Source organism: Clavibacter michiganensis (assembly GCF_016907085.1).
GTDB lineage: Bacteria > Actinomycetota > Actinomycetes > Actinomycetales > Microbacteriaceae > Clavibacter > Clavibacter michiganensis_O.
Genome location: NZ_JAFBBJ010000001.1, coordinates 2281545 through 2303612, shown reverse-complemented (window position 1 = coordinate 2303612; position 22068 = coordinate 2281545). Strand labels below are relative to the sequence as shown.

Genomic DNA, 22068 nt, shown 5'->3' with positions numbered 1-22068 from the left:
GCGCCCGCGCGTGCGGACGCCCGGACCGGGATGGGTGCAGCCGGATCGATGCTGCGGTTGATGGCGCTACTCCGGCTTGTCGACGACGACCTTCGCGGCCCGCAGCAGCGTCTCGCCGATGTAGTAGCCACTCTCGACGACGTCCGCGACGGTGTCCACCTGGACCTCGGGGTTCGGCTTCTGGAAGATCGCCTCGTGCACCTGCGGGTCGAAGGCGTCGCCGACGGCGCCGACCTTGACCAGCCCGATGCGCTCCACGTTCGTCCGCAGCTTGGCGACGATCGCGGTGAGCGGCCCGCCCTCCGCGAGGTCGCCGTGCTTCTCGGCGCGATCCAGGTCGTCGAGCACCGGGAGGATGCCCTTGACCACGTCGCCGACCGCGCGCTGGCGCTCGATCTCGCGGTTGGCCTCGGTGCGCTTGCGGTAGTTGGCGTACTCCGCGGTCACGCGCTTCAGGTCCGCGAGGTGCTCGCTGTCGCCCTCGGCGGGCTCGGCGCGCGTCTGCTCGATGAGGTCCTGCAGCTCCTCGTCCATGGCGTCGGTCGTCTCGACGTCGGGGCCCTCGGCCTCGACGAACGCGCCGTCGACGCCGGGGACGGAGGCCGCCTCGGCCGCGTCAGCCGCCTGCGCGTCGGACCCGGCCGGGGCCGAGGGGGCCGCCGACTGCTCGGCCCCCTGGCCCTCGGGCGTGACGTCGTCGGGCCCGCGGCCCTCGCCGTTCGCGGTGTCCTCGGTCATCGGTCGGTCTTCTTGTCCTCGTCGTCCTCGTCCACGACCTCGGCGTCGACGATGTCCTCGTCGTCCTTCTTCGCCTCGGAAGCGCCCTCGGGGGTCTCACCCGCGGCCTGCTCCTGCTGGCCCTGCGCGTAGATAGCCTCGCCGAGCTTGGTCTGGCTGGCGGACAGCTTGTCGAAGGCGGTCTTGACCGCGTCCTCGTCGTCGCCGGCGAGGGCGCTCTTCAGGCCGTCGACGTCGCCCTGGACCTCGGACTTGACGTCCTCGGGCAGCTTGTCGTCGTTCTCCTTGATGAGCTTGTCGATGGAGTAGGCGAGCTGCTCCGCGTTGTTGCGGACCTCGGCCTGCTCGCGGCGCGTCTTGTCCTCCGCCGCGTGCTCCTCCGCCTCGCGCACCATGCGCTCGATGTCCTCCTTCGCGAGCGAGGATCCGCCCGTGATGGTCATCGACTGCTCCTTGCCGGTGCCCTTGTCCTTGGCGGACACGTGCACGATGCCGTTGGCGTCGATGTCGAAGGTGACCTCGACCTGCGGGATCCCGCGGGGCGCCGGGGCGATGCCGGTGAGCTCGAAGGTGCCCAGGTTCTTGTTGTCGCGGGTGAACTCGCGCTCGCCCTGGAAGACCTGGATCGCCACGGACGGCTGGTTGTCGTCTGCCGTGGTGAAGGTCTCGCTGCGCTTGGTCGGGATGGCCGTGTTGCGCTCGATGAGCTTGGTCATGATGCCGCCCTTGGTCTCGATGCCGAGGCTCAGGGGGGTGACGTCGATGAGCAGGACGTCCTTGCGCTCGCCCTTCAGCACGCCGGCCTGGAGCGCGGCGCCGACGGCGACGACCTCGTCCGGGTTGACGCCCTTGTTGGGCTCCTTGCCGCCCGTGAGCTTCTTCACGAGGTCGACGACGGCGGGCATGCGGGTGGATCCGCCGACGAGGACCACGTGGGCCACGTCGCCGACCGAGACGCCGGCCTCGCGGATGACGTCCTCGAAGGGCTTGCGGGTGCGCTCGAGCAGGTCGTTCGTGAGCTCCTCGAACTTGGCGCGGGTCAGCGTCTCGTCGAGGTTGGCCGGGCCGTTCTCCGTGAGGGAGAGGTAGGGCAGCTGGATGCTCGTGCTGGTGGAGGAGCTGAGCTCCTTCTTCGCCTGCTCAGCGGCCTCCTTGAGGCGCTGCTTGGCGATCTTGTCGTTCGAGACGTCGACGCCCGTCGACTCCTTGAAGCGCTTGACGAGGTGGTCGACGATGCGCTGGTCCCAGTCGTCGCCGCCGAGGCGGTTGTCGCCCGCGGTGGAGCGGACCTGGATCGTGCTGAAGTCGTCGTCCTTGCCCACCTCGAGGAGGGAGACGTCGAACGTGCCGCCGCCGAGGTCGAAGACGAGGATGAGCTCGTCCTCCTTGCCCCGGTCGAGGCCGTAGGCGAGCGCCGCCGCGGTGGGCTCGTTGATGATGCGGAGCACGTTGAGACCCGCGATCTCGCCGGCCTCCTTCGTGGCCTGGCGCTCGGCGTCGTTGAAGTACGCGGGGACGGTGATGACCGCGTCGGTCACCGAGTCGCCCAGGTACTGCTCGGCGTCGCGCTTGAGCTTGCCGAGGATGCGGGCGGACAGCTCCTGCGACGTGTACTTCTTGTCGTCGATGCCGACGGTCCAGTCGGTGCCCATGTGGCGCTTGACGGACGAGATGGTGCGGTCGACGTTGGTGACGTTCTGGCGCTTGGCGGTCTCGCCGACCAGCACCTCGCCGTCCTTGGTGAACGCGACGACGGACGGCGTGGTGCGCGCGCCCTCGGCGTTGGCGATGACGGTGGGCTCTCCGCCCTCCAGGACCGAGACCACCGAGTTGGTGGTACCCAGGTCGATTCCTACTGCACGAGCCATGGGGTGTTCTCCTTCTATTGCCGCGAGGCCCCGGATCACGGGGTCGCTTCGTGTGGTGACGCGGGTGTCCCGCGGAGTCTCGCTCGCGGTGCCGCTTCGTCAGCGGCGTGCTACTTGAGCCGCGATGACTCAACTCTAGCGGAGCCTCCGCGAGCGTCAAGTCGTGGTGCCCGGAGTTGAGCGATGTCGGCTCAACTCACAGGATCGACGCGTCGCGTACCGCCCTCGCCGGGTCGGTGTGCCCCGACCGGGGGGCCGGAGGGACGAGACGGGGGCTACTGGTTCACCTAGATCGCTACTGGGTCCCTTTTCCTGCGTCGACCGGCTGATTTAGCGTTGCCGACGCGAGGCCGGGGGGCCTCTCGGCGCCCTTCATGAGGACGTGGTCTCCAGGGGGTGGTCGACATGGTCGGTACGCGTGCGCGCCATGCCGCCGGTCCGCGTCCGGTCGCCACCGGCGCGCGCTCCCGCCCCGGGATCCGCCGCCTGGCCGCGCTCGCGGCGGCCGCCGTCGGAGCTGCGCTCCTCATCGCGCTCCCCGCGCAGACCGCGACCGCGGCGTCGCAGCTGATCGCCGAGTCGTTCAGCGGGACGAGCGTGGCCGACGCCGCGTGGAAGCCGCTCGGCAGCGCGTGCCTCACCCGCGCGACCTCGGCCCCGAGCAGCGGCTCGACGCTCGGGGTCTGCTCGAGCCGCGCCCAGTCGCTGCCCGCGAGCGCGAACCCGGGCGCGCTCCAGCTCACCGACAACCGCGCCAGCGCGGTCGGCGGCGTCGTCTACGACAACGCGATCCCGGCCAGCGGCGGGCTCGACATCAAGTTCGACCAGTACCAGTACGGCACGTCGTCCGGCGGCGCGGACGGCATCGGCTTCTTCCTCACCGACGGATCCGTGCCGCTGACGGCGGCGGGCCCGGCCGGCGGATCCCTCGGCTACGCCCAGACCACAGCGCCGGGCGTCGCGGGCGGCTACCTCGGCGTCGGCCTCGACGCGTTCGGCAACTTCTCGAGCCCCACCGAGGGTCGCGGCACGGGCTGCGTCAACGCCGGCATCGGCCAGCGCCCGAACACGGTCGCGCTGCGCGGACCCGGCCAGGGCACGACCGGCTACTGCTATCTGACGGGCGCCTCGCCGGCGTCGAGCCTGCGCGCCACCACCACGCTGAGCACGCCGACCACCGACCTCGGCCGCACGATCCGCATCACGGTCTCGTCCGCGCGGCTCCCCGTCGTCACCGTCTACGTGGGCGCGACGGCCGGCGCATCCACCGCCTCCCTCACGCAGGTCGTCCAGTACACGATGACGACCGCCGCCCCCTCCTCCTACAAGCTCGGCTACCTCGCCTCCACGGGCACGTTCACGGACACGCACCTGATCCGCGAGGTCAGCGTCTCGAGCCTCGACAACCTGACCGCCCTCACCCTCGTGAAGCAGATCGACCGGTCGACCGCGCAGCCCGCGGCCTACGCCGAGGGGCAGACGATCCCGTACCAGTTCGTGATGGCCAACACCGGCGGGCTCACGCTCTCGAACGTGTCCGTGAGCGATCCCCTGGTGTCGTCGGTCTCCTGCCCCGGCGGCCTGCTCGGGCTCGGCGTGTTCCTCGTCGGCACGTCGGTGACGTGCACGGGCGGCCACGTCGTGACGCCCGCGGAGGCCATGTCCGGCACGCTCGTGAACACGGCGACGGCGAGCGGCACCAACACGCTGCTCGCGCGCGTGACCAGCAACCAGAGCTCCGCGACCGCGCCGATCGTGGCGCCCGCCCCCGCGCTCGCGCTCACGAAGACCGGCGTGCTCACCGACTCCAACGGCAACGGCCGGGCGGACGTCGGCGAGCGGATCGCGTACTCGTTCGTGGCGCGCAACGCCGGGAACGTGTCGCTGTACACGGTCGCGGTGGCGGATCCGCGCGTCACCGGCATCAGCCCCGCCTCCACGACCCTCGCGCCCGGCGCGTCCCAGACCTTCACCTCCACGGCGTACACCGTGACCCAGGCCGACGTGGACGCCGCGACGCCGATCGTCAACACCGCGACCGTCTCCGGGAGGACCTTCGCCGGGGTGGCCGCGCCGACCGCGAGCTCGTCGACGAGCACGCCCGTCAACGGATCCGCGGCCCTCAGCCTCACCAAGGGCGCGACGCTCACGGGCGGGTCCGTGGCGGGCGCCACGGTCGCCTACTCCTTCTCCATCCGGAACACCGGCACCGTGCCGCTGACCGGGGTGGCGCTCACGGATCCGCTGCCCGGGCTGTCGGCCGTGACGTACACGTGGCCGGGCACGGCGGGCACGCTCGCCGTCGGCGCGACCGCGACCGGCACCGCGAGCTACACGGTGCGGCAGGCCGACGTCGACGCGGGGCAGATCGCGAACACGGCGACCGTGCGCGGCACGAGCTCCGGCGGCACGCAGGCGCAGGCCTCCGCGACCCGCACCGTGACCCTCGACCGCACGGCGACCCTGGCATTCACGAAGACCGCGACGCCCGGCAACGTGCCGGCCGCGGGCGGCGTCGTGACGTACGCGTTCCGGCTGCAGAACACCGGGTCGACGACGCTCACGGGCGTCTCCATCGCGGATCCGCGCGCCGGCGTCTCCGCCCTGGCGTACACGTGGCCCGGCACCGCGGGCACGCTCGCGCCCGGCCAGGTCGTCACGGCGACCGCCACGTACACGGCCACGACCGCGGACGTGGCGGCCGGATCCATCGTCAACACCGCGACCGCCACCGCGACGGCGCCGACCGGGCCGATCAGCCGCACCGCGACGGCGACCGTGCTGGCCGTGGCGGACCCGCTGGCCGACGCCGCGACGACCCCGCAGGGCGTGCCCGTGGTGGTCGACGTGCTCGCCAACGACGGGCCCGCCGCGGCAGGCGCGACCCTCAGCCGCGCGCAGCTCTCGGCGACGCCGGCGCTCGTGGGCGGCGCGGCGGGACCCGTGCCCGCGTCGCCGACCGCCGGCAGCGTCACGTGCGTCGCGAGCGGCACGGACCGCGGACGCTGCACGTACCGGTCGGTCGACGGCTTCACGGGCGTGGACGTCTTCGACTACGCGCTGCAGAGCGCCGCGGGCACCTGGAACGTGCGGGTCACGATCACCGTCACGCCCGTCAACCGCACGGCCGTCGCCCGCGCCGACCGGCTGGTCGCGACGATCGGCGGCCCGGACGTGACGATCGACCCGCGGGCGAACGACACCGACGTGGACGGCGACGCGCTCGCGATCACGGGCGCCACCCCGCCCGCCGCGCTGCCCGGCTCGTTCAGCTGCACGACCGCCCTCTGCACGTACCGACCGCCGGCGGCCGGGACGCCCGGATCCACCGTCGTCGCGTACGCGATCACCGACCGCCCGGCGGCGCCCGGCACCGGGATCGCCGCGACCTCCACCATCACGGTGTTCCTGGACCCCGCCCCGCTCGTGCCCCGCGGCTTCACGCACCGGGACGACGCCAGCCTCGGCGCATCCACCGGCACCTGGACGAGCACGACGACCGTCACCGCCGCGACGGCGAGCTGCGTCGCCGGCCGCCCGGTCACGACGCTGGCCTGGAGCGCGGTCCCGGGCGCCACCGACCAGCTCGTCGAGCGGCGCCTCGCGGGCACGACGCCCGGAGCGTGGGTCACGGTCGCCCGTCTCGCCGGCGCCGTCACCTCGTTCTCGGATGACCGGCTCGGCGAGTCCCGCTCCTACCAGTGGCGCGTCCGGCCCGACCTGCAGCGCTGGCTCGGCGTCCCGAGCGCGCCCTCCGTCGCCGTCGCCCAGCCGGCGGCCGTCTCCGCGGTGGGCTGCTGATGCCCGCCCTCCGCGCCCCCCGGCCGCATCCGCCCCCGGATCCGGCGCGCCTCCATCGACACGTCCATCACCGCACCAGCACGAACAGCAGCACCACCCGCGCACATCGCGCACCACGAGACCCATCGAGAGGAACCACCATGAGCACCACCACAGCACCCCAGCGTCGTCGCCCCTGGAAGAAGATCGTCGCCACCGGCGCGGTCGTCGCCGTGGGCACGATCATCACCGGCGGCGCGTTCGCCATCTTCACGGACTCCGACACGGCGACCCTCCAGGCCGACGCGGGTCAGCTGGACATCGTCGCCACGGGTGACTACACGGTCGCGGACATCGCGCCCGGGGACACCGTCCAGCGGCCGATCCTGCTCGAGCTGCCCGACGCGACCAACGACGGCGACCTCGTCGCGGCCGTGCAGCTGTCCTACGCGGTGACGGCGGAGACCCCCGGCACCGATGACCCGGCCCTCGCCGGAGGCGGCGAGTCCATCGTCAGCGGGGCCGCCGGGCTCACCTACTCGCTGCAGACCTGCGTCGGCGGCGAGTGGACGGCGGCCACCGCGCCCGTGGGCGCGTACACGTGCTCCGGCACCGTGCAGCAGACCGGCACGGGCACCCTCGCGTCGATCACGGGCGCGGGCAACTCCACCACGCTCACGCCGGCGGACTTCGGCGTCACGCCGACGGCGGACGGCACCTTCCCGAGCGACACCGCCGACGTCGCGCTCAACACCCTGATGGTCCTGCAGCTGCCCGACACCGCGGACAACGACTACGAGAACGCCGCCGCGTCGCTGACGTTCACCGCAGCCGCGATCCAGCGCGACGGCCTGCAGCGCTGATCGCCCCGATCGGGCCCCGGCATGCGCCGGGGCCCGATCGCCCGGCGTCGCCCCCGCGCGTCGCCCTGTCCCACCGCACCACCCCTCATCCGCCCCGACCCCGGAGGACCCGACCATGCGCGCACACCACGGCACCGGCGCCATCGCCGCCGCCGCCCTGTGCCTGACGCTGGTCGCCTCCGCCCCGGCCGCCCCGGCCCGCGCCGCCGGGAGCCCCACCGCCGTCGACTCCCCCTCGCTCCAGGTCGAGGAGCTCACCGGCCCCGACATCCCGCTCGACGACCTGGCCCCGGGCGACACCGTCGACTGGGCCGCCGACGTCACCAACGTCTCCGGCGACGCCTCGCCGCTCGCCGTCCGCCTCGACTCGATGCGCTCGATGGCCCTCACCGGCGACGCCCTGGGCGGGATCCAGCTGTCCGTCCGGCTCTGCGAGGACGGCTTCGAGACCCTCACGGCGCCCATGCGCTGCCGCGGCCCCGTCGAGCGCCTCGGATCCGGTCCCGCCGCCACGCTCGACCGCGTCGTCACGCGCACCCCGCTCGGCAGAGGCGAGACCGTGGGCATCGCCGTGCGCGTGCGGTTCCCGTCCGGCGCCGACAACGGGATGGAGTCCACCGCCGGCATGGTGCGCATCGGCTTCGCCCTCGTCGACGAGGCGGGCACCGGCACGGATCCGTCCACCGGCGGCGGCACCGGCACGGGGTCCGGGACCGGCCCGGGCGACGGGAGCGGCACGGGCACGGCGCCCGCGGGATCCGCCCCGGCCGCCGACGCCCCGCGCGATCTGCTCCCCGTCACCGGCCGCGACATCGCCTCCGCCCTGGCCGGCGCCCTGCTCGCCCTGCTCGGCGGCGGGATCCTGCTGCTCGCCGGCCGCCGCCGACGCCGCACCGTCGAGGCCGGCTCGTGACCCGCGACCGCGCCGCCGACGTCGCGCCCGCCGCCCCGGCCGCAGCGCCGGCCCGCCGCAGCACGGCCCGCCGCAGCCCGGCCCGCCGCAGCCCGGCCCGCCGCGCCCTCGGGGCCCTCGGCGGGCTCCTCACGGCGGCCGTCGGGCTGGCCGTGATCGCGGTCGTCGCGCTCTCCGCGCTCGGCGTCACCCGCTTCGTCCCGGTCCTGTCGAACTCGATGGCGCCCGGCATGCCCGTCGGCTCCCTCGCGATCACCGCCCCCACGCCCCGCGCGGAGGTGGCGGAAGGAGACGTCGTCGTCTTCACGGCCCCCAGCGGCCCGCGCGTGCGGGTGATCCACCGCGTCACGCACGTCTTCGGCCCGGAGGACGCGGCGAACCTCGACGGCTGGTCGGACGACCGGCTCGCCATCCAGACCAAGGGCGACAACAACCCCTCCGCCGATCCGTGGATCGTCACCATCGGCGACGACGCCGTGTGGGAGCGCACGTCGGTCGTGCCCTTCCTCGGCTGGCCGTTCGTCTGGCTCGGCGACCCCATCACCCGCGCGATCGCGTTCGCGGTCGTCGGCGCGACGGGCACCATCTGGCTGCTGACGGTCATCTGGCGTCGTCCGCCGCGCACGACCGGCGAGCCGGCCTGATGCCCCGCCATCGCGCCGCGCCCGCCGCCCCCGCCGCGCCCGCGCCGCACGGCCGCCGTGCCGCACGCCGCCGGATCCGCCGCGCCCGTCCTCTGCTCGTCCCCGCGATCGCGGTGGTCCTCGCCCTCGCGGGCGCCGGCACCGCGTACGCCGTGTTCACCGACCGCTCCACGTCGCGGGTCACCGTGGGCGCGGGCGCCGTGGAGCTCGACTGGGGCGGGGGCGGAGCCGATCAGCTCGCCGTCCCGATCACCGGGCTGCGGCCGGGCGACGCCCAGGTGCGTCTCGTGGACCTCGCGAACACCGGCACCGTCGCGGCGCGGGAGCTCCGGGTCACGCTCGGCGGGACGGCCGTCGCGAGCACGTCCGACGGCCTCCAGGTGGCGTTCGACCGCTGCACGGTCGCGTGGACGGGCGCACCCGGCACCGCGGTCTGCTCCGGCACGACGACCTCCGTCGTCGCCGACCGCCCCGCGACCGGGCGGTTCGCGCTGCCCGCCTCCCCCGCTCGCGCGGTCGGCGGCCGGGATTACCTGCGCGTCACGGTGCGTCTGGCCGAGTCCGCACCCACGACCGCCCAGGGCACGACTGGATCCGTGACCCTCCGGGTCGACGGCGACCAGCGCCTCGGCATGCAGCGATGACCCGGATCGGGACCCGCGAGATCACGAAAGCATCACGGGACCCATCGCCTCGGCGAGGGGCGCCGAAGCACCATCCGACTCCAACCGGCGACCACGTCGGCCGCCCTGAGAACAAAGGATCCATCATGCGCAACCTCACCAAGTCCGTCTTCGGCCTCGCCACCGCGGGCTTCCTCGTCGTCGGCCTCGCGGCCTGCTCGACCCCCGCCGAGAGCCCCTCGTCCTCGAGCTCGTCCCAGCCCGCCGCGACCGCGACGACCGAGGCGAACCCCACCCCGCTCGCGACGATCCCGACCCTCACCGGCGTGAACACGCAGGTCACCCTCGACTCCGGCTTCACCGGCGCCCTCACGACCCTGGGCCTGACCCCCGGCGTCATCGGCGGCGCGACCCTCGACGGCGCCACCGGCACCCTCGCGTTCCCCATCACCGGCGGCAACGTGAAGTACTTCGACCCGCAGCAGTCCTACCGCCCCTACGTCCAGGGCGAGATCGACCACGCCGGCTCCGGCATCAGCCTCACCGCCGGCTCCACCGTCGTGAAGCTCACCGACTTCGTCATCGACCCCGGCACCAGCCGCCTCACCGGATCGGTCCAGGTCGGCGACGGCGAGGTCATGAAGGACGTCTACATCTTCAACCTCGACGGCACGACCCTGAAGCCCCTCCAGATGGAGGGCGACAACGCCGTCCTCGAGGGCACCACCGTCAAGGTCAGCCCCGACGCCGCCGCCCTGCTGAACAGCACGTTCGGCACCACCGCGGTCACCGACCAGCTCGTCGTCGGCATCGCCAAGATCACCGTCAACACCAAGTAGCACCCTCCCGGGCTCGACCCCGGACAGCACCACCTCGAACGGCCCGGCCCACGACGCCGGGCCGTTCGTCGTGCGCCCTCGGACACGGCGGGTCCGGGCGCAGCGAGGCCCCCTCGCATGCGCAGCGAGGGGGCCCCTGCCGGGTGACTCGGACCCGGCGCATGGGCTTCGGAACGGAGCGACGATCGGGCGGGCGGGCAGGCCCGCGCGACCCGCACCGGACGATCCGCCTCGCGCGCGGCGTACCAGGAACAGCCGTCGGACGCCGCATCCATGCACATCGGAGATCTCCAGCCGCGGGCCGCATCGTATGTGCATGAGCGTTCAACGAATCCCCGTCTCCCTGCTCGCCCGCGGCACCGCCGCCCTCGCCGGCGTGGTCATCCTCGCCGGATGCTCGGCTCCCGGCGCGGCCTCCGCCGCGACCGACGCCGCCCCCGACGCCACCACCGCCGTCGCCACCACCGGCCCCACCGCATCGGGCGACGGCGGCACGACCGCCGACCGCACCGACTCCGACGCCGAGGACCGCAACGCCGACACCATCTCGGCGCTGTTCACCGCCGCGTTCCCGGATCCCTCCTCCGCCGCGGCGAACGCCGCCGCGATCGCGACCATCGCGCCCGACGCGACCGCGAACGGGACGGGCGCGAAGGCCGGCCCCGGCGGGTTCCTCGACGAGTTCGCCAGCGCGCACCAGCGGGTGCCGGGCGCCCAGGCCGTGGTCAAGCACATCGCCGCGGACGGCGACCTCGTGGCGGTCCACTACCAGATCACCTCCAAGCCCGACGACGAGCGCACCGGCGAAGCGGCCGTCGACCTCTTCCGCCTCGCGGACGGCAAGGTCACCGCGGTCTGGTCGTTCCACCAGCCGGTGCCGCAGGGCACGCCCGCGAGCGGCAACACGAACACCATGTTCAGCGACCTCTACCAGGGCGAGGCGGACGCGCCCGAGCTCACCGAGCAGCAGGAGGAGGCGAACCGGCAGCTGGCCGTGGGCGCCTACGACACGCTCTTCCGGGATCACGACGCGAGCGTGCTCGACCGCTCCTTCGACCCGGCGTACCTGCAGCACAACACGGTCGCCGCGAACGGCACGGCGGCGCTCAAGGCGTTCTTCTCCGGCGGCGCGCAGTTCCCGGCGCAGCAGTCGGTGATCTCGATCGCCGATGACGACCTCGTCTGGACCTTCTCGCAGCCGGTCGGCGCGAAGGCGGACGACCCGTTCCTGGCGGCCGACATCTTCCGGGTCGACGGCGGCCTCATCCGCGAGCACTGGGACGTGGTGCCCGCGAGCTGATCCATCGATCGCACGCACGACGGGACGGCCATCCGGCCGTCCCGTCGTCGCGTCAGCGGCCGGCGGTGTAGTGGTTCTGCACCTGCGTCGCGGTGAGCGCCGTCTTGTACACGGCCGCGAAGCGCATGCTGCCGACGAAGTAGTTGGATCCGGCGTTCGGCCAGCCCGAGGTGTTGTCGTAGCCGATGCGCCAGTAGCCGCTGTTGCTCTCCGGGGCGGTGAAGCCCGTGTTCTGGGCGACGCGGGCGCCGTCGAGGTACAGGGTCATGCCCGTGGCGGGCGACATCGTGGCCACGACGTGGTGCCAGGCGCCGTCGGCGACGTTGGCGGAGCTCGTGATCGTCTGGTAGCCGCCGTTGTAGGTGCCGAAGGCCAGCTGGCCCGTCGTGGAGACGTAGGTGTGGCGGTCGTAGGCCGACGAGGATCCGGACTGCGAGTTGCCGAAGCCGATGAGCTTGCCGCCCTTGACGGTCGTCTTGAACCACACCTCGGTGCTGAACGTCGACGGACCCTGCGCCTGCAGGGCGTTCGTGACGAAGTCGCTGCCGTCGAGCACGTAGGCGCCGCCGGTGTCGCGGGCGCAGGCCCGGCTGCTCGTCGTGTCGCTCGTCATGCCGCCGCGGTACGTGCCCGGGTAGGAGCCGGTGGCGGCGTCGACGGCGGTCGTGGATCCCGAGGCCTCGTTGAGCGGGTAGGCGAACAGCGCGTTCGCCTTGTCGGCCGCGAAGGCGCTCGAGCAGGTGAAGAAGGCGGCGGACGACGCGGCGGTGTTGTTCGTGTTGGTGATGGCGGCGCTGTAGGCGCCGCTCGTGCCGGGCGCGAGGAGGAGCACGGCGCCGAGCGCGACCGCGGAGACGGAGGCGGCGATCCCGGCGAGGCGGGAGGCGACGCTCACGCGCGACGCTCCTCGCGCTCGGCGGGGAGGCCGACGACGAGCGTGCAGAGGAGGGGGAGCGCGCAGATGCCGAAGAAGAGGATCCAGCCCCACAGCGGCAGGTCGAGCGTGGAGGACACGTCGTAGAAGCGCCCGGCCTCGCCGGCGGGGGCGGTGATGGTGCCGACCTGGCCGGCGGCGAGCGTGGCGTGGGTGCCGCCCTCCGCCGCGATGCGGATGGGGAGCATGCCGGTCGAGACGACGGTCGCCTCGACGTCGCTGCCACGCGTCGCGGCGTCGAGGACGACGAGGCCGACGAAGGGCTTGAGCAGGAAGACCGTGAACGCGGCGACCAGCGCGCCGCCGAGCATGCGCATGGAGGCGCGGTGCGTGGGCGAGCCGATGAGGCGGGTCAGCATCAAGACGATGACGAAGCCGGCGAGCAGCAGCGGCACGCCCTTCGCGAGCCAGCCGAAGCCGGGGAGGATCGTGGTGGCCTCGCCGACGAGGTGCGCCTGGTCGGTCTTCCAGGGATCCACCGCGCCGTTGATGTCGCCCTGCGTGGTGAGGCCGTCGGCGTCGACCGCGATGACGCGGTGCGTGTAGGTCTCGTCCGGGGTGGTCGAGGGGTGGAAGCTGACGACGTCGCCCGGCTGGACGTCCTCGAGGAGGACGGGGGTCGTGAGGAGCAGCGTGCCGACCGGGGCCGTGGTGCCCATCGACGGGGTCTGCACGACGAACCAGCGGCCGCCGGACGCCTGGAAGAGGAGCGTCGTCGCGACGAGGGCGGTGAGGATCACGGTGGCCGCCCACATGAGGACGGTGCGGCGGCGGATCGTGCGGGAGGCGCGTGCGGCGCGACGGGTAGCGCCGCGCACGGGGAGGGCGGGGGCGGGGGCGGGGACCAGGGGGACGAGGACCGCGGCCGGGTCGAGGTGCAGGTCCTCGGCGCGGAGCTCGAGGTCGAGCTCCAGGTCCAGGTCGATCTCCAGCTCGAGGTCGAGCTCGAGGGCGTCGATCGCCGTGGCGTCGAGCGCCGTGGCGTCGGCCGTCGGGGCGGTCGAGCGGTCCTGGATGTCGGTCATGGTGCGCCTCCCGGGTCAGGGGCTTCGAGGGGATGGGTGCGGGGCCGCCTCTCGGCGGCCCCGCGGGGGATCCAGCTGGGGGACTGGCAGGGGGGACTAGCTGGCGAAGGTCCAGGTGAGGGGCAGCGAGGCGCCGAGGCCCTGGTACGTGTTGCCGGCGGAGGCGTCGAGCGTGACGGCGAAGGTGAAGTCGGTGCTCGCGGTCGCGGCGAGGGCGGTCAGCGTCTTGGCGGAGGAGCCGGCGAGGGCCGCGGCGGTGCCCGAGTAGACGGGGGTGGCGCTGCCGGCCGCGGTGATGACGACGTTGAGCTTGGAGCAGAAGTCGGTGGCCGAGCCGTTGACGGTGCCGTTCTTGGTCTGCGTGCAGGCGGCGCCGGGGGTCAGCGTGAAGGTCGAGGCCTTGGAGGTGCCGACGTTCTTGATGTTCACGACGCTCGTGACCGTCTGGCCGGGGATCATCGTGGTCGAGCCGCCGAACTTGTTGATGGTGGAGCAGGTGGCGGCGTTGGAGTCGACGCCGGACGTCGCGCTCGTGCTGAGGCAGGTGACGGTCGCGGCGCCGTTGGCGCCGGCCTGCGACTCCTGCATGACGAGCGAGCCGGAGGCCGCCGTGTTCGTGTCGTTGGTGATCGAGGCGACGAAGCCCGACAGCGTGCCGGACATCGAGACGGAGAGGAGGACGGCGGCGGCGACGCCGCCGGCGATGGCGAGGGGGGCGAAGCGGACGCGCTTGGTCTTGGCGGCGGCGGCGATGTGGTGCGACATGGTCAGACTCCGGGTGCGTAGGGGGGAGGGGCGGGGTGAGCCCCTGGGGAGGAAGCTCGGTGACTCGCTTTGCAAGTAACTCGAAGATACAGCTACTTGGGAATCGCGCAATCCCCCCACTGCGGGGGGCGTGCGTTCGCCGAGGGGATCGCGGCCGCGAGGGCGCGTTACAGTCGCTGGACCGCCCATGGATCCGCCGGATCCACCGATGCAGGGACACCCGACATGAGCCCGGAGAGAACCGCTCCCCGCCGCGACGACGCCGCGGCCGTGGAGGCCCTCGCCAACGCGCTGCACATGGTCGAGACGGCGCAGCGCCACCTGCGCACGCGCATCGCGCAGGACATCGGGGTGAACGTCACCGACCTGACCGTGATCAGCGTGGTCGGCGACCTCCACCGGATGACCCCCAAGCACCTGGCCGCGGAGATCTCGATGGGCACGGGTGCGGTGACCGCCGTGATCGACCGCCTGGTGGGAGCCGGGCACCTCGACCGCGTGCCCAACCCGAGGGACCGCCGCAGCGTCTTCCTCGAGCTCACCGCCGCGGGCCGGAAGACCCTCGCGCGCATGGAGGCCGACTACCGGGAGGCGGCCGCCGTCGCGCTGCGGGCCTCCCCCGCGCTCGGCACCGAGGAGACCGCCGAGGACATCGCGCGCGCCGCGATCGCGATGACGGCGCACACCATCGACGGGCCGGACGCGGGCGCGTCCGCGTGAGCGAGGGCTGCCAGGTCGTGCTGGTCGACGCGGCCGGGCGCATCCTGCTGCAGCTGCGCGACGACATCCCGACCATCCCGTTCCCCGGCATGTGGGCGATCCCGGGCGGGATGCTCGAGCCGGGCGAGACGCCGCTCGCGTGCATCGTGCGGGAGGTGGAGGAGGAGCTGGGCGTGCGGATCCCGCCGGCCGAGGTCGCGCACCTCATGACGCGCACGCGCTCCTACGGGATCGAGCACACGTTCACCGCGCGGCTCGACGCGGCGGCGGAGGATATCCGGCTCACCGAGGGGCAGCGCGTGGCGTGGTTCCCGGTGGCCGACGCGGTCGGGATGGGGCTGGCCTACGAGGACGCGGACGTGCTGCGGGAGGTCGCGGGGCGGATCGCGCGCGGCTGAGGCGTCAGGCCGGGCCGGGATGCGTGCGCTCGGCGTCGAGGATCCCGCGGAGGAACGCGGCGTCGCGCTCGTAGTGGGCGGCGTCGTCGCGGAGGCGCGGCTTGCCGAGCTCGTCGGCCTTGGCGAGCGAGATCCCGGCGAGGTCGTGCAGGCGCAGGATCGCGATCCGCAGGACGTCGGCCCACGTGGCGTCGGATCCGTAGGCGTCGAGGAGCAGCGCCACGCGGCGGCGGGCGTCGTCCATGCCGGGCGCGCCCTCGGGGGTCGATCCGGTGAGCGGCACCGCGCGCGTGGCGAGGTACGCGATGTCCCAGATGCGCGGGCCGGGCGAGGCCATGTCCATGTCGATGACGCCCGTGAGCCGGCCGTCGGCGAAGACGAGGTTGTGCGGCGCGAAGTCGTTGTGGCGGATCACCTCGCTCGGCACCTTGACCTCCGACTGCCAGACGGCGCCGCCCAGCATGAAGCCGACGCTCGCGTCGTGCAGCTCGCGCAGGCGGCGGCCGGCCTGGACGAGGACGTCGTCGGCCCAGATCCAGTCGGGCAGCGGGTAGACGGGCACGTCGCCGTGCATGTACGTCAGCCGCTCGCGGCCACCCTCGATGCCGAGCGGCTGCGGGATCCCCTTGACGCCCGCGAGCGCGAGGTGCCGCATCCAGCGGTGCACGGTCGGGGTCCACGGGCCGGCGTCGCGGGTGACGGTGTCGCCCTCGCGCTCGACGCGGTTCATGTTCCCGCCGGTGAGGGGTCCGTCCATCGGGCCAGCGTAGGGGCGGGCCCGAGCGGCCCGCGACCCTGCCGCGACACGTCCACCGACTAGGTTGCGAGCATGAGCACCGCCGCGCCCGGACGCATCGACGAGCCCGCCGCCCCTCCCCGCCGACGGGTCGCCGCGTGGGCGCTGTGGGACTGGGGATCCGCGGCCTTCAATGCCGTGGTCACCACCTTCGTCTTCAGCACGTACCTCGCCAGCAGCCTGTTCGTGGATCCCGCCATCGTGGCGGCCGCGGGCGACGACGCCCGGAACCCCGCGCTCGTGGCCGCCAAGGCCGACACCTCCGGCGTGATCTCGCTCGCCCTCACCATCGCGGGCCTCCTCATCGCGGTGCTCGCGCCCGTGCTCGGGCAGCGCTCCGACGGATCCGGGCGCCGCCGCCTCTGGCTCGGGATCAACACCGGGATCGTCGTGCTCGCGATGCTCGGCATGGTGTTCGTCGAGCCCGTGCCCTCCTACCTCTGGCTCGGCGCCGTGCTGCTCGCGACCGGCAACGTGTTCTTCGAGTTCGCGAGCGTCAACTACAACGCGATGCTCGTGCAGGTGAGCACGCCGCGCACGGTCGGCCGCGTGTCCGGCCTCGGCTGGGGCATGGGCTACGTGGGCGGCATCGTGCTGCTCGCGCTGCTGCTCGGCCTCTTCCTCTTCGACTTCGGGACGCCCGGCGCGTCCGGCCTCCTCGGCCTGCCGTCGGGGGCGGAGGGCGGCGCGCTCGACGTGCGCATCGCGATCCTCGTGGCCGCCATCTGGTGCGCCGTGTTCTCGATCCCCGTGCTCGTGGGCGTGCCCGAGATCCCCGCGACGCCCGGTCGCGCGCGGCAGGGGATCGTCGCGTCGTACCGCACGCTGTTCCGCCGCATCGCCGAGCTCTACCGGGAGTCGCCGCGCGTGCTCGTGTTCCTGCTCGCGAGCGCGGTGTTCCGCGACGGGCTCGCGGCGGTGTTCACGTTCGGGGCGATCATCGCGGCCCAGGTCTTCGGGTTCACGACCACCGAGGTGCTGCTGTTCGGCGTCGCGGCCAACGTGGTCGCCGGCATCGGCACGTTCGCGGCCGGTTGGTTCGACGACCGGTTCGGCGCGAAGCCCGTCATCCTCGTCTCGCTCGTGTGCCTCATCGTCGGCGGATCCGCGGTGCTCTTCGTCGGCGACGCGAAGGCCGGCTTCTGGGCGACGGGCCTGTTCCTCTGCCTGTTCGTGGGTCCCGTGCAGTCGTCGAGCCGCACCTTCCTCGCGCGGATCTCGCCGGCCGGCCGCGAGGGCGAGATGTTCGGCCTCTACACGACCACCGGCCGCGCGGTCTCGTTCCTGGCGCCCGGCCTCTTCGGCATCGCGGTGGCGATCACGGGCGACACGCGCTTCGGGGTCATCGGCATCGTGATCGTGCTGCTCGCGGGGCTCGTGCTCATGCTGCGGGTGCGCGGGGCGGACGCGCGGGTGGCGTGACGCCGCCGCGGATCAGTCGAGCGACCCGCCGCCCACCTTCACGTCGGTCGCGTTCGCGAGCGTCGCCTTCACGACGGCGGTGAGGGCCGTCGCGATCTGCTCCATGCGCATGTAGGGGCGGTCGGTGCCGATCGCCTCCTCCGTCGAGTACGGGATGTGGACGAAGCCGCCGCGCGTGCCCGGGCGCTCGCGCAGCTCGTGCATCAGCAGGTAGAAGACGTGGTTGCAGGTGTACGTGCCGGCGGTCTGCGAGACGACCGCGGGGATCCCCTTCGTGCGCACGGCCGCGACCGCCGCCTTGATCGGCAGGGTGCTGAAGTACGCGGCGGGGCCGCCGTCGACGACCGGCTCGTCGATGGGCTGGAAGCCCGTGTTGTCGGGGATGCGGGCGTCGTCGACGTTGATCGCGATGCGCTCCACCTCGAGGGTCTCGATGCCGCCGGCGAGGCCCACGGAGATCACGACGTCGGGATCCACCTCGGCGAGCGCCGCCCGCAGCGCGTCGTCGACCTTCGCGAAGTCGACGGGCAGCTGCCGCACCTGGATCTCGGCGTCCCCGTCCCAGCGGTCGCGCACCTCCTGCACGGCCGTCCACGACGGGTTGCTGGTGTCGCCGTCGAAGGGCTCGAATCCGGTGAGGAGGACGGTGGGCATGCGGGGGCTCCTGACGGTGCGGGGCGGGTCCCGTCCACGGTACGCCTCGTCCGGGGGCGGCCCGGACGGGGGGATGCGCGGCGTCCACCTCAGCGAGAACCATGGGCACGGGCGACCCGGCCCGCAAGGAAGGAACCCACATGACCCGCACCACCGGGGGACGACAACTCCCCCTCACCGCCCTGGCCGTCGTCGTCGCGGCCGGCACCGCGTTCGCCGGGGTCGCGCCCGCGCAGGCGGCGACGACGCCCGCGCCCGCCGCCGACTCGTCGACCGCCGCAGCGGTCCGCATCCCCGCCCCCACGGTGCGCGGCTACGGCTTCGACTACAGCGCCGACGCGAACTTCCACGGCGTGATCTCGGTGGACCTCGGCGGGATCACCGACAACTCCGGCCTCCGCTACGAGTACCAGCTCGACGGCGCCGGGCCCTGGCTCTCGGACGGGACGGGCAGCGTCACCGGCGACGAGGACGAGGTCTACATCCCGGCCTCCCCCGGCGAGCACCTCATCAGCGTGCGCGTCGCCGGGACCGTGGGCGGCGTCGCCGTCACCGGCACGGCGTCCGCGCCCACGACGGTCCGGTCGGTCGGCGGCCCGCTCGAGTACACGCCCGAGGTGATCGTGGACGGCCCGTCCGTCACGTTCCGGTGGGACGTGCGCGCGGCCCTCAACGGCTTCACGCCCGAGGAGAGCGACATCTTCTACCAGATCGACGGCGGCGCGCTCGTGGACGCCGGCGGCACCGGATCCGTCACGGTCACCCCGGGCTACGGCAAGCGCGTGGCCTTCGACCTGACCTTCGGCCCCATCCCGGACGCGTGGCGCTACGTGCACGTCGAGGGCAGCACGGCGAGCGCGCCGGGCGCGCAGGCGCTCACGTCCGCCCCGCAGCCCCAGATCGTGGGGACGGTCGAGTACGGATCCACCCTCTCCGTGCGCACCGGCCTCTGGCAGCCGGCGCCCGTGACGCTCGAGTACCAGTGGTTCCGCGACGGCGAGCGGATCCCGGGAGCGACGGACGCCGCGTACACGGTGACGGCCTACGACGCCGGGCACCGCCTCACGGTGTCCGTGCGCGGATCCCGCGACGGCTACGTCCCCGTGACCCGCACGTCGGGGCAGACGAAGGTCGTCGCCGCGCCCGTCATCACCGCGGGCACGCCGCGCATCACCGGCAACCCGGTCGTCGGCCGCACGCTCACCGCGCAGCCCGGCGTCTGGAAGCCGTCGTCGCTCGAGCTCGGCTACCAGTGGAAGCGCGACGGGAAGGCCATCGCCGGTGCGACCGCGAAGACGTACACGCTGACGGAGGCGGATCGCGGGCACACAGTGACCGTCGTGGTCAGCGGCGTCATCTACCTGTACGACAACCAGGCGCGCGCGAGCGCGGGCGTGAAGGTGCGCTGACCCGCGCATCCCGCGCCCGACGGGCCCGGCTCCTCCACGGAGCCGGGCCCGTCGGCGTCCGCCCCCATGCGGGTGACTCCCTCGTGCGGGAGCGCTCCCGGCCGATACGTTCGGGGGATGATCTCCTCCCCCGGCGCCAGCATCGGCATCGCCCTCTACATCCTCGTGATCCTCGCGCTCGTGGCCCTCTCGGTCGTCGCGACCGTGGTGCTCATCCGGCTCGCGCTCACCGCCCGGAGCACGCTGCTGGTGACCACGACGCTGCAGGAGGCGCGGCTCGAGCTCATCCGGGAGCAGACCGCGCGGCTGCAGGCGGACGACGGGGACGAGCCGGCCGGGCCGTACGCGCCAGGCGCGGGTCCCGTCGGACCGGCCGCCTGAGCATGGGCGGCACGTCCGACAGCATCCTGCTGCCGACCGCCTACGACGTCGTCTGGTCGATCGCGCTGCTCGTGGCCGTCGCGCTGGTGGCGCTCGGCGCGGTGCTGCTCGTCGTGCTGGTGCGGGTCGCGCTGGCCGGCCGCCGCACGCTGGCCGCATCCGCCGCGCTCGACGACGCCCGGCTCGAGCTGGTGCGCGAGCGCACGGCGCGGCTGCGCGCGGGGCTGCCGGATGCCGGCGGCGTGGACCCCGAGGATCCGGCCGCCTGACGCGCGCCGCTCGCCGCGAGGTGGATCAGCCGACGGGCTCCGCGGCGGATCAGCCGACGGGCTCCGCGGCGGATCAGCCGACGGGCTCCGCGGCGGATCAGCCGACGGGCTCCGCGAACACGACGCGGTTGTCCTCGTAGTGGCCGACGCTGCGGTCGAAGATCCCGCCGCAGGTGATGAGGCGGAGCTGATCCGTGGGCTGCGCGCCGAAGACGCGCGCGGTCGGGAAGTCGGCCTTGGCGAAGTCGGCGACCTCGGTCACGGCGTAGCGCGTTGATCCGCCGTCGACGTCCTGCACGGAGACCTCGTCGCCCACGCCGAGCTCGGCGAGCCGGGCGAACGCGGCGGGCCCCACGCGCGAGTCGACGTGCGCGGCGATCACCGTGGGTCCGCGACCGCCGGGGCGGCCGCCGCCCGTGAACCAGCCGACGTCGTCGAAGTCGATGGGCACCTCCATGCGGCCGTCGGGGGCGATCCCGAGGTCGATGAGCGGCTGGTCGAGGTCGATGGCGGGGATCGCGACGCGCGTGGGCACCGCGCCGAGGCCCTGCACGGCCGTGGGGGCGGTCGGGGGCGGGACGCTCGGCGCGGTGGTCGGTGGCGCGGTCGGCGCCGTGGACGCCGCCGCGGGTGGCGCGGCCGGAGCCGGCCCCGGATCCGCGGGCGCGCAGCCCGCGAGGACGGCCAGCGGGATCAGCGCGCCCGCGAGCACCGCGGCCCGGCGGGCGTGCCGCGCGGGCGACGCGTCCGCCGGGGAGCGGTGCACGCGGATCAGGACTCCTGCGCGCGGTGGCGGCGCATCAGCACGACGCCGGCCGCGGCGAGCGCGACGGCACCGCCGCCCGCGACGAGCGGGATCGCGGCCGAGGTGGAGGTGGCGGATCCGCCCGCGCCCGTGTCGACGCCGCCGACCGGCACCTGGGTCAGCTGGCCGCGCACGGCGCCGGCCGTGAACGACGCGGTGTGCGTGTCGGCCGCGAAGGAAGCCGGGTCGGCCTCGATCTGCGCGACCGTGAAGCCCGTGCCGGTGTCCTGGTTCTGCGCGCTCATGATCCCGGTGGTGAAGGGCCCCTGCATGCAGCCGGAGCTCGTGCGCGTGCCGTTCCCGGCGTCGACCGGGTTCGGGAACGCGATGCGCGGCGGGCCGGCCTTGCCGACGGCGGCCTGGTGGATGTGCGTGGCCGTCTTCGCGGGGCTCTGGTACTCGCCGGTGACGCCCGTGAGGGTGATGTCGTAGCAGATGGTGTTCGACGCGGAGTCGAGGCGGAGGTCGAAGCGGCCGGTCGCGCCGGGCTCGCCGGGGGTCGCGACGCCGTCGGCGTTGAGCACCTGGTCGGGCGTCGCCATCACGGTGAACGCGCTCGTGAAGCGCTCCGGCTCGGGGACGGTCGTCTCGGCGGACGCGGGCGTCGCGACGAGGAGGGTGAGGGCGGCCGCGGCGGCTCCCCCGATGGTCGTGTTCCGGACGAGTCTCGTGTGCGTCATCGCGTGCAGCCTCTCGTGGTGGGGCGCCCGGGCGGGCACCGCTTCTGACAGGGCATACGCACGGCGGGCGGCGGGCGTTCATCGGGTGCGGGAATCCATCGAGGCCGGTTCGGGTCCCTCCCCGCCCGTCGATGAACGCCGCACCCTCCGCCGACGTATCCCCCGGTGAGGGCGCGCACCCGCCGCCTAGGCTGAGGGGGATCACGATGGCGCTCGTCCTGACGCGTCCGGCCCCTGCACCC

At 73.7% G+C, this 22068-nt stretch carries 22 protein-coding genes; 13 read left to right on the top strand and 9 right to left on the bottom strand.

Annotated elements, in window-relative coordinates:
• Positions 1-66: 66 nt before the first annotated feature.
• Together JOE38_RS10795 and dnaK are read right to left on the bottom strand one after the other, a co-directional pair.
• Entirely contained in the window at positions 67-738 is a 672-nt protein-coding gene (locus JOE38_RS10795; protein ID WP_204576277.1) for a nucleotide exchange factor GrpE, read from the bottom strand.
• A complete protein-coding gene (gene dnaK, locus JOE38_RS10790; protein WP_204576276.1) occupies positions 735-2606 on the bottom strand; it encodes a molecular chaperone DnaK in 1872 nt (623 codons plus the stop codon). Before dnaK ends, JOE38_RS10795 begins: the two co-directional genes overlap by 4 nt.
• 405 nt (positions 2607-3011) lie before the next feature.
• Between dnaK and JOE38_RS10785 the strand changes: the two genes are divergently transcribed.
• The 7 genes from JOE38_RS10785 (at position 3012) to JOE38_RS10755 (ending at position 11568) form a co-directional block, all read left to right on the top strand.
• On the top strand, positions 3012-6407 hold the full coding sequence (locus tag JOE38_RS10785; RefSeq protein ID WP_204576275.1) for a DUF7507 domain-containing protein: 3396 nt from the start codon (positions 3012-3014) through the stop codon (positions 6405-6407).
• A 140-nt stretch (positions 6408-6547) separates the two neighbouring features.
• Positions 6548-7249, top strand: coding sequence for a TasA family protein (locus JOE38_RS10780; protein ID WP_204576274.1), 702 nt, complete (start codon positions 6548-6550; stop codon positions 7247-7249).
• A gap of 115 nt (positions 7250-7364) precedes the next feature.
• Positions 7365-8162: a sortase gene (locus tag JOE38_RS10775; RefSeq protein ID WP_204576273.1), complete on the top strand. Its 798-nt coding sequence runs from the start codon at positions 7365-7367 to the stop codon at positions 8160-8162.
• Complete coding sequence (locus tag JOE38_RS10770; protein ID WP_204576272.1) at positions 8159-8806, top strand: signal peptidase I; 648 nt, start codon at positions 8159-8161, stop codon at positions 8804-8806. The genes JOE38_RS10775 and JOE38_RS10770 overlap by 4 nt, the downstream gene beginning before the upstream one ends.
• A complete protein-coding gene (locus tag JOE38_RS10765) occupies positions 8806-9450 on the top strand; it encodes a TasA family protein (protein WP_204576271.1) in 645 nt (214 codons plus the stop codon). The genes JOE38_RS10770 and JOE38_RS10765 overlap by 1 nt, the downstream gene beginning before the upstream one ends.
• 125 nt (positions 9451-9575) lie before the next feature.
• Positions 9576-10268, top strand: coding sequence for a hypothetical protein (locus JOE38_RS10760; RefSeq protein ID WP_204576270.1), 693 nt, complete (start codon positions 9576-9578; stop codon positions 10266-10268).
• Positions 10269-10584: 316 nt separating this feature from the next.
• Positions 10585-11568, top strand: coding sequence for a nuclear transport factor 2 family protein (locus JOE38_RS10755; RefSeq protein ID WP_204576269.1), 984 nt, complete (start codon positions 10585-10587; stop codon positions 11566-11568).
• Positions 11569-11620: 52 nt separating this feature from the next.
• Here JOE38_RS10755 and JOE38_RS10750 read toward each other — a convergent pair whose 3' ends face one another.
• The 3 genes from JOE38_RS10750 to JOE38_RS10740 all read right to left on the bottom strand — a co-directional run bounded on the left by JOE38_RS10750 (position 11621) and on the right by JOE38_RS10740 (position 14292).
• Positions 11621-12463: a LamG domain-containing protein gene (locus JOE38_RS10750; protein WP_204576268.1), complete on the bottom strand. Its 843-nt coding sequence runs from the start codon at positions 12461-12463 to the stop codon at positions 11621-11623.
• Complete coding sequence (locus JOE38_RS10745; RefSeq protein ID WP_204576267.1) at positions 12460-13527, bottom strand: S26 family signal peptidase; 1068 nt, start codon at positions 13525-13527, stop codon at positions 12460-12462. Before JOE38_RS10745 ends, JOE38_RS10750 begins: the two co-directional genes overlap by 4 nt.
• 96 nt (positions 13528-13623) lie before the next feature.
• A complete protein-coding gene (locus JOE38_RS10740) occupies positions 13624-14292 on the bottom strand; it encodes a hypothetical protein (RefSeq protein WP_204576266.1) in 669 nt (222 codons plus the stop codon).
• Positions 14293-14517: 225 nt separating this feature from the next.
• Here JOE38_RS10740 and JOE38_RS10735 point away from each other — a divergent pair, with 225 nt between their 5' ends.
• Both JOE38_RS10735 and JOE38_RS10730 read left to right on the top strand, forming a co-directional pair.
• Positions 14518-15012 carry a MarR family winged helix-turn-helix transcriptional regulator gene (locus JOE38_RS10735; RefSeq protein ID WP_204576265.1) on the top strand — a complete coding sequence of 165 codons (495 nt, stop codon included), beginning with the start codon at positions 14518-14520 and terminating at the stop codon, positions 15010-15012.
• Complete coding sequence (locus tag JOE38_RS10730; RefSeq protein ID WP_204576264.1) at positions 15009-15410, top strand: NUDIX hydrolase; 402 nt, start codon at positions 15009-15011, stop codon at positions 15408-15410. Before JOE38_RS10735 ends, JOE38_RS10730 begins: the two co-directional genes overlap by 4 nt.
• Positions 15411-15414: 4 nt before the next feature.
• On the opposite strand, the gene JOE38_RS10725 is transcribed toward JOE38_RS10730, so the two are convergent.
• On the bottom strand, positions 15415-16167 hold the full coding sequence (locus tag JOE38_RS10725; protein WP_204576263.1) for a phosphotransferase: 753 nt from the start codon (positions 16165-16167) through the stop codon (positions 15415-15417).
• Positions 16168-16239: 72 nt separating this feature from the next.
• Between JOE38_RS10725 and JOE38_RS10720 the strand changes: the two genes are divergently transcribed.
• Positions 16240-17628 (top strand): MFS transporter, encoded by a 1389-nt coding sequence (locus JOE38_RS10720; protein WP_204576262.1) that lies wholly within the window; start codon positions 16240-16242, stop codon positions 17626-17628.
• 12 nt (positions 17629-17640) lie between these two features.
• On the opposite strand, the gene pcp is transcribed toward JOE38_RS10720, so the two are convergent.
• Positions 17641-18282 carry a pyroglutamyl-peptidase I gene (gene pcp / locus JOE38_RS10715; protein ID WP_204576261.1) on the bottom strand — a complete coding sequence of 214 codons (642 nt, stop codon included), beginning with the start codon at positions 18280-18282 and terminating at the stop codon, positions 17641-17643.
• 140 nt (positions 18283-18422) lie between these two features.
• On the opposite strand from pcp, the gene JOE38_RS10710 reads away from it, so the two are divergent.
• The 3 genes from JOE38_RS10710 to JOE38_RS10700 all read left to right on the top strand — a co-directional run bounded on the left by JOE38_RS10710 (position 18423) and on the right by JOE38_RS10700 (position 20341).
• On the top strand, positions 18423-19691 hold the full coding sequence (locus JOE38_RS10710) for a hypothetical protein (protein ID WP_204576260.1): 1269 nt from the start codon (positions 18423-18425) through the stop codon (positions 19689-19691).
• 117 nt (positions 19692-19808) lie between these two features.
• A complete protein-coding gene (locus tag JOE38_RS10705; RefSeq protein ID WP_204576259.1) occupies positions 19809-20072 on the top strand; it encodes a hypothetical protein in 264 nt (87 codons plus the stop codon).
• Between the two features lie 2 nt (positions 20073-20074).
• Positions 20075-20341 carry a hypothetical protein gene (locus tag JOE38_RS10700; protein ID WP_204576258.1) on the top strand — a complete coding sequence of 89 codons (267 nt, stop codon included), beginning with the start codon at positions 20075-20077 and terminating at the stop codon, positions 20339-20341.
• Positions 20342-20438: 97 nt separating this feature from the next.
• Here the strand turns inward: JOE38_RS10700 and JOE38_RS10695 are convergent, their stop codons facing one another.
• Both JOE38_RS10695 and JOE38_RS10690 read right to left on the bottom strand, forming a co-directional pair.
• Positions 20439-21107, bottom strand: coding sequence for a class F sortase (locus JOE38_RS10695; RefSeq protein ID WP_204576257.1), 669 nt, complete (start codon positions 21105-21107; stop codon positions 20439-20441).
• Positions 21108-21112: 5 nt separating this feature from the next.
• The gene (locus JOE38_RS10690) at positions 21113-21826 is read right to left on the bottom strand and encodes a CHRD domain-containing protein (protein WP_204576256.1); all 714 of its coding nucleotides are present in this window, start codon (positions 21824-21826) and stop codon (positions 21113-21115) included.
• Positions 21827-22068: the final 242 nt, after the last annotated feature.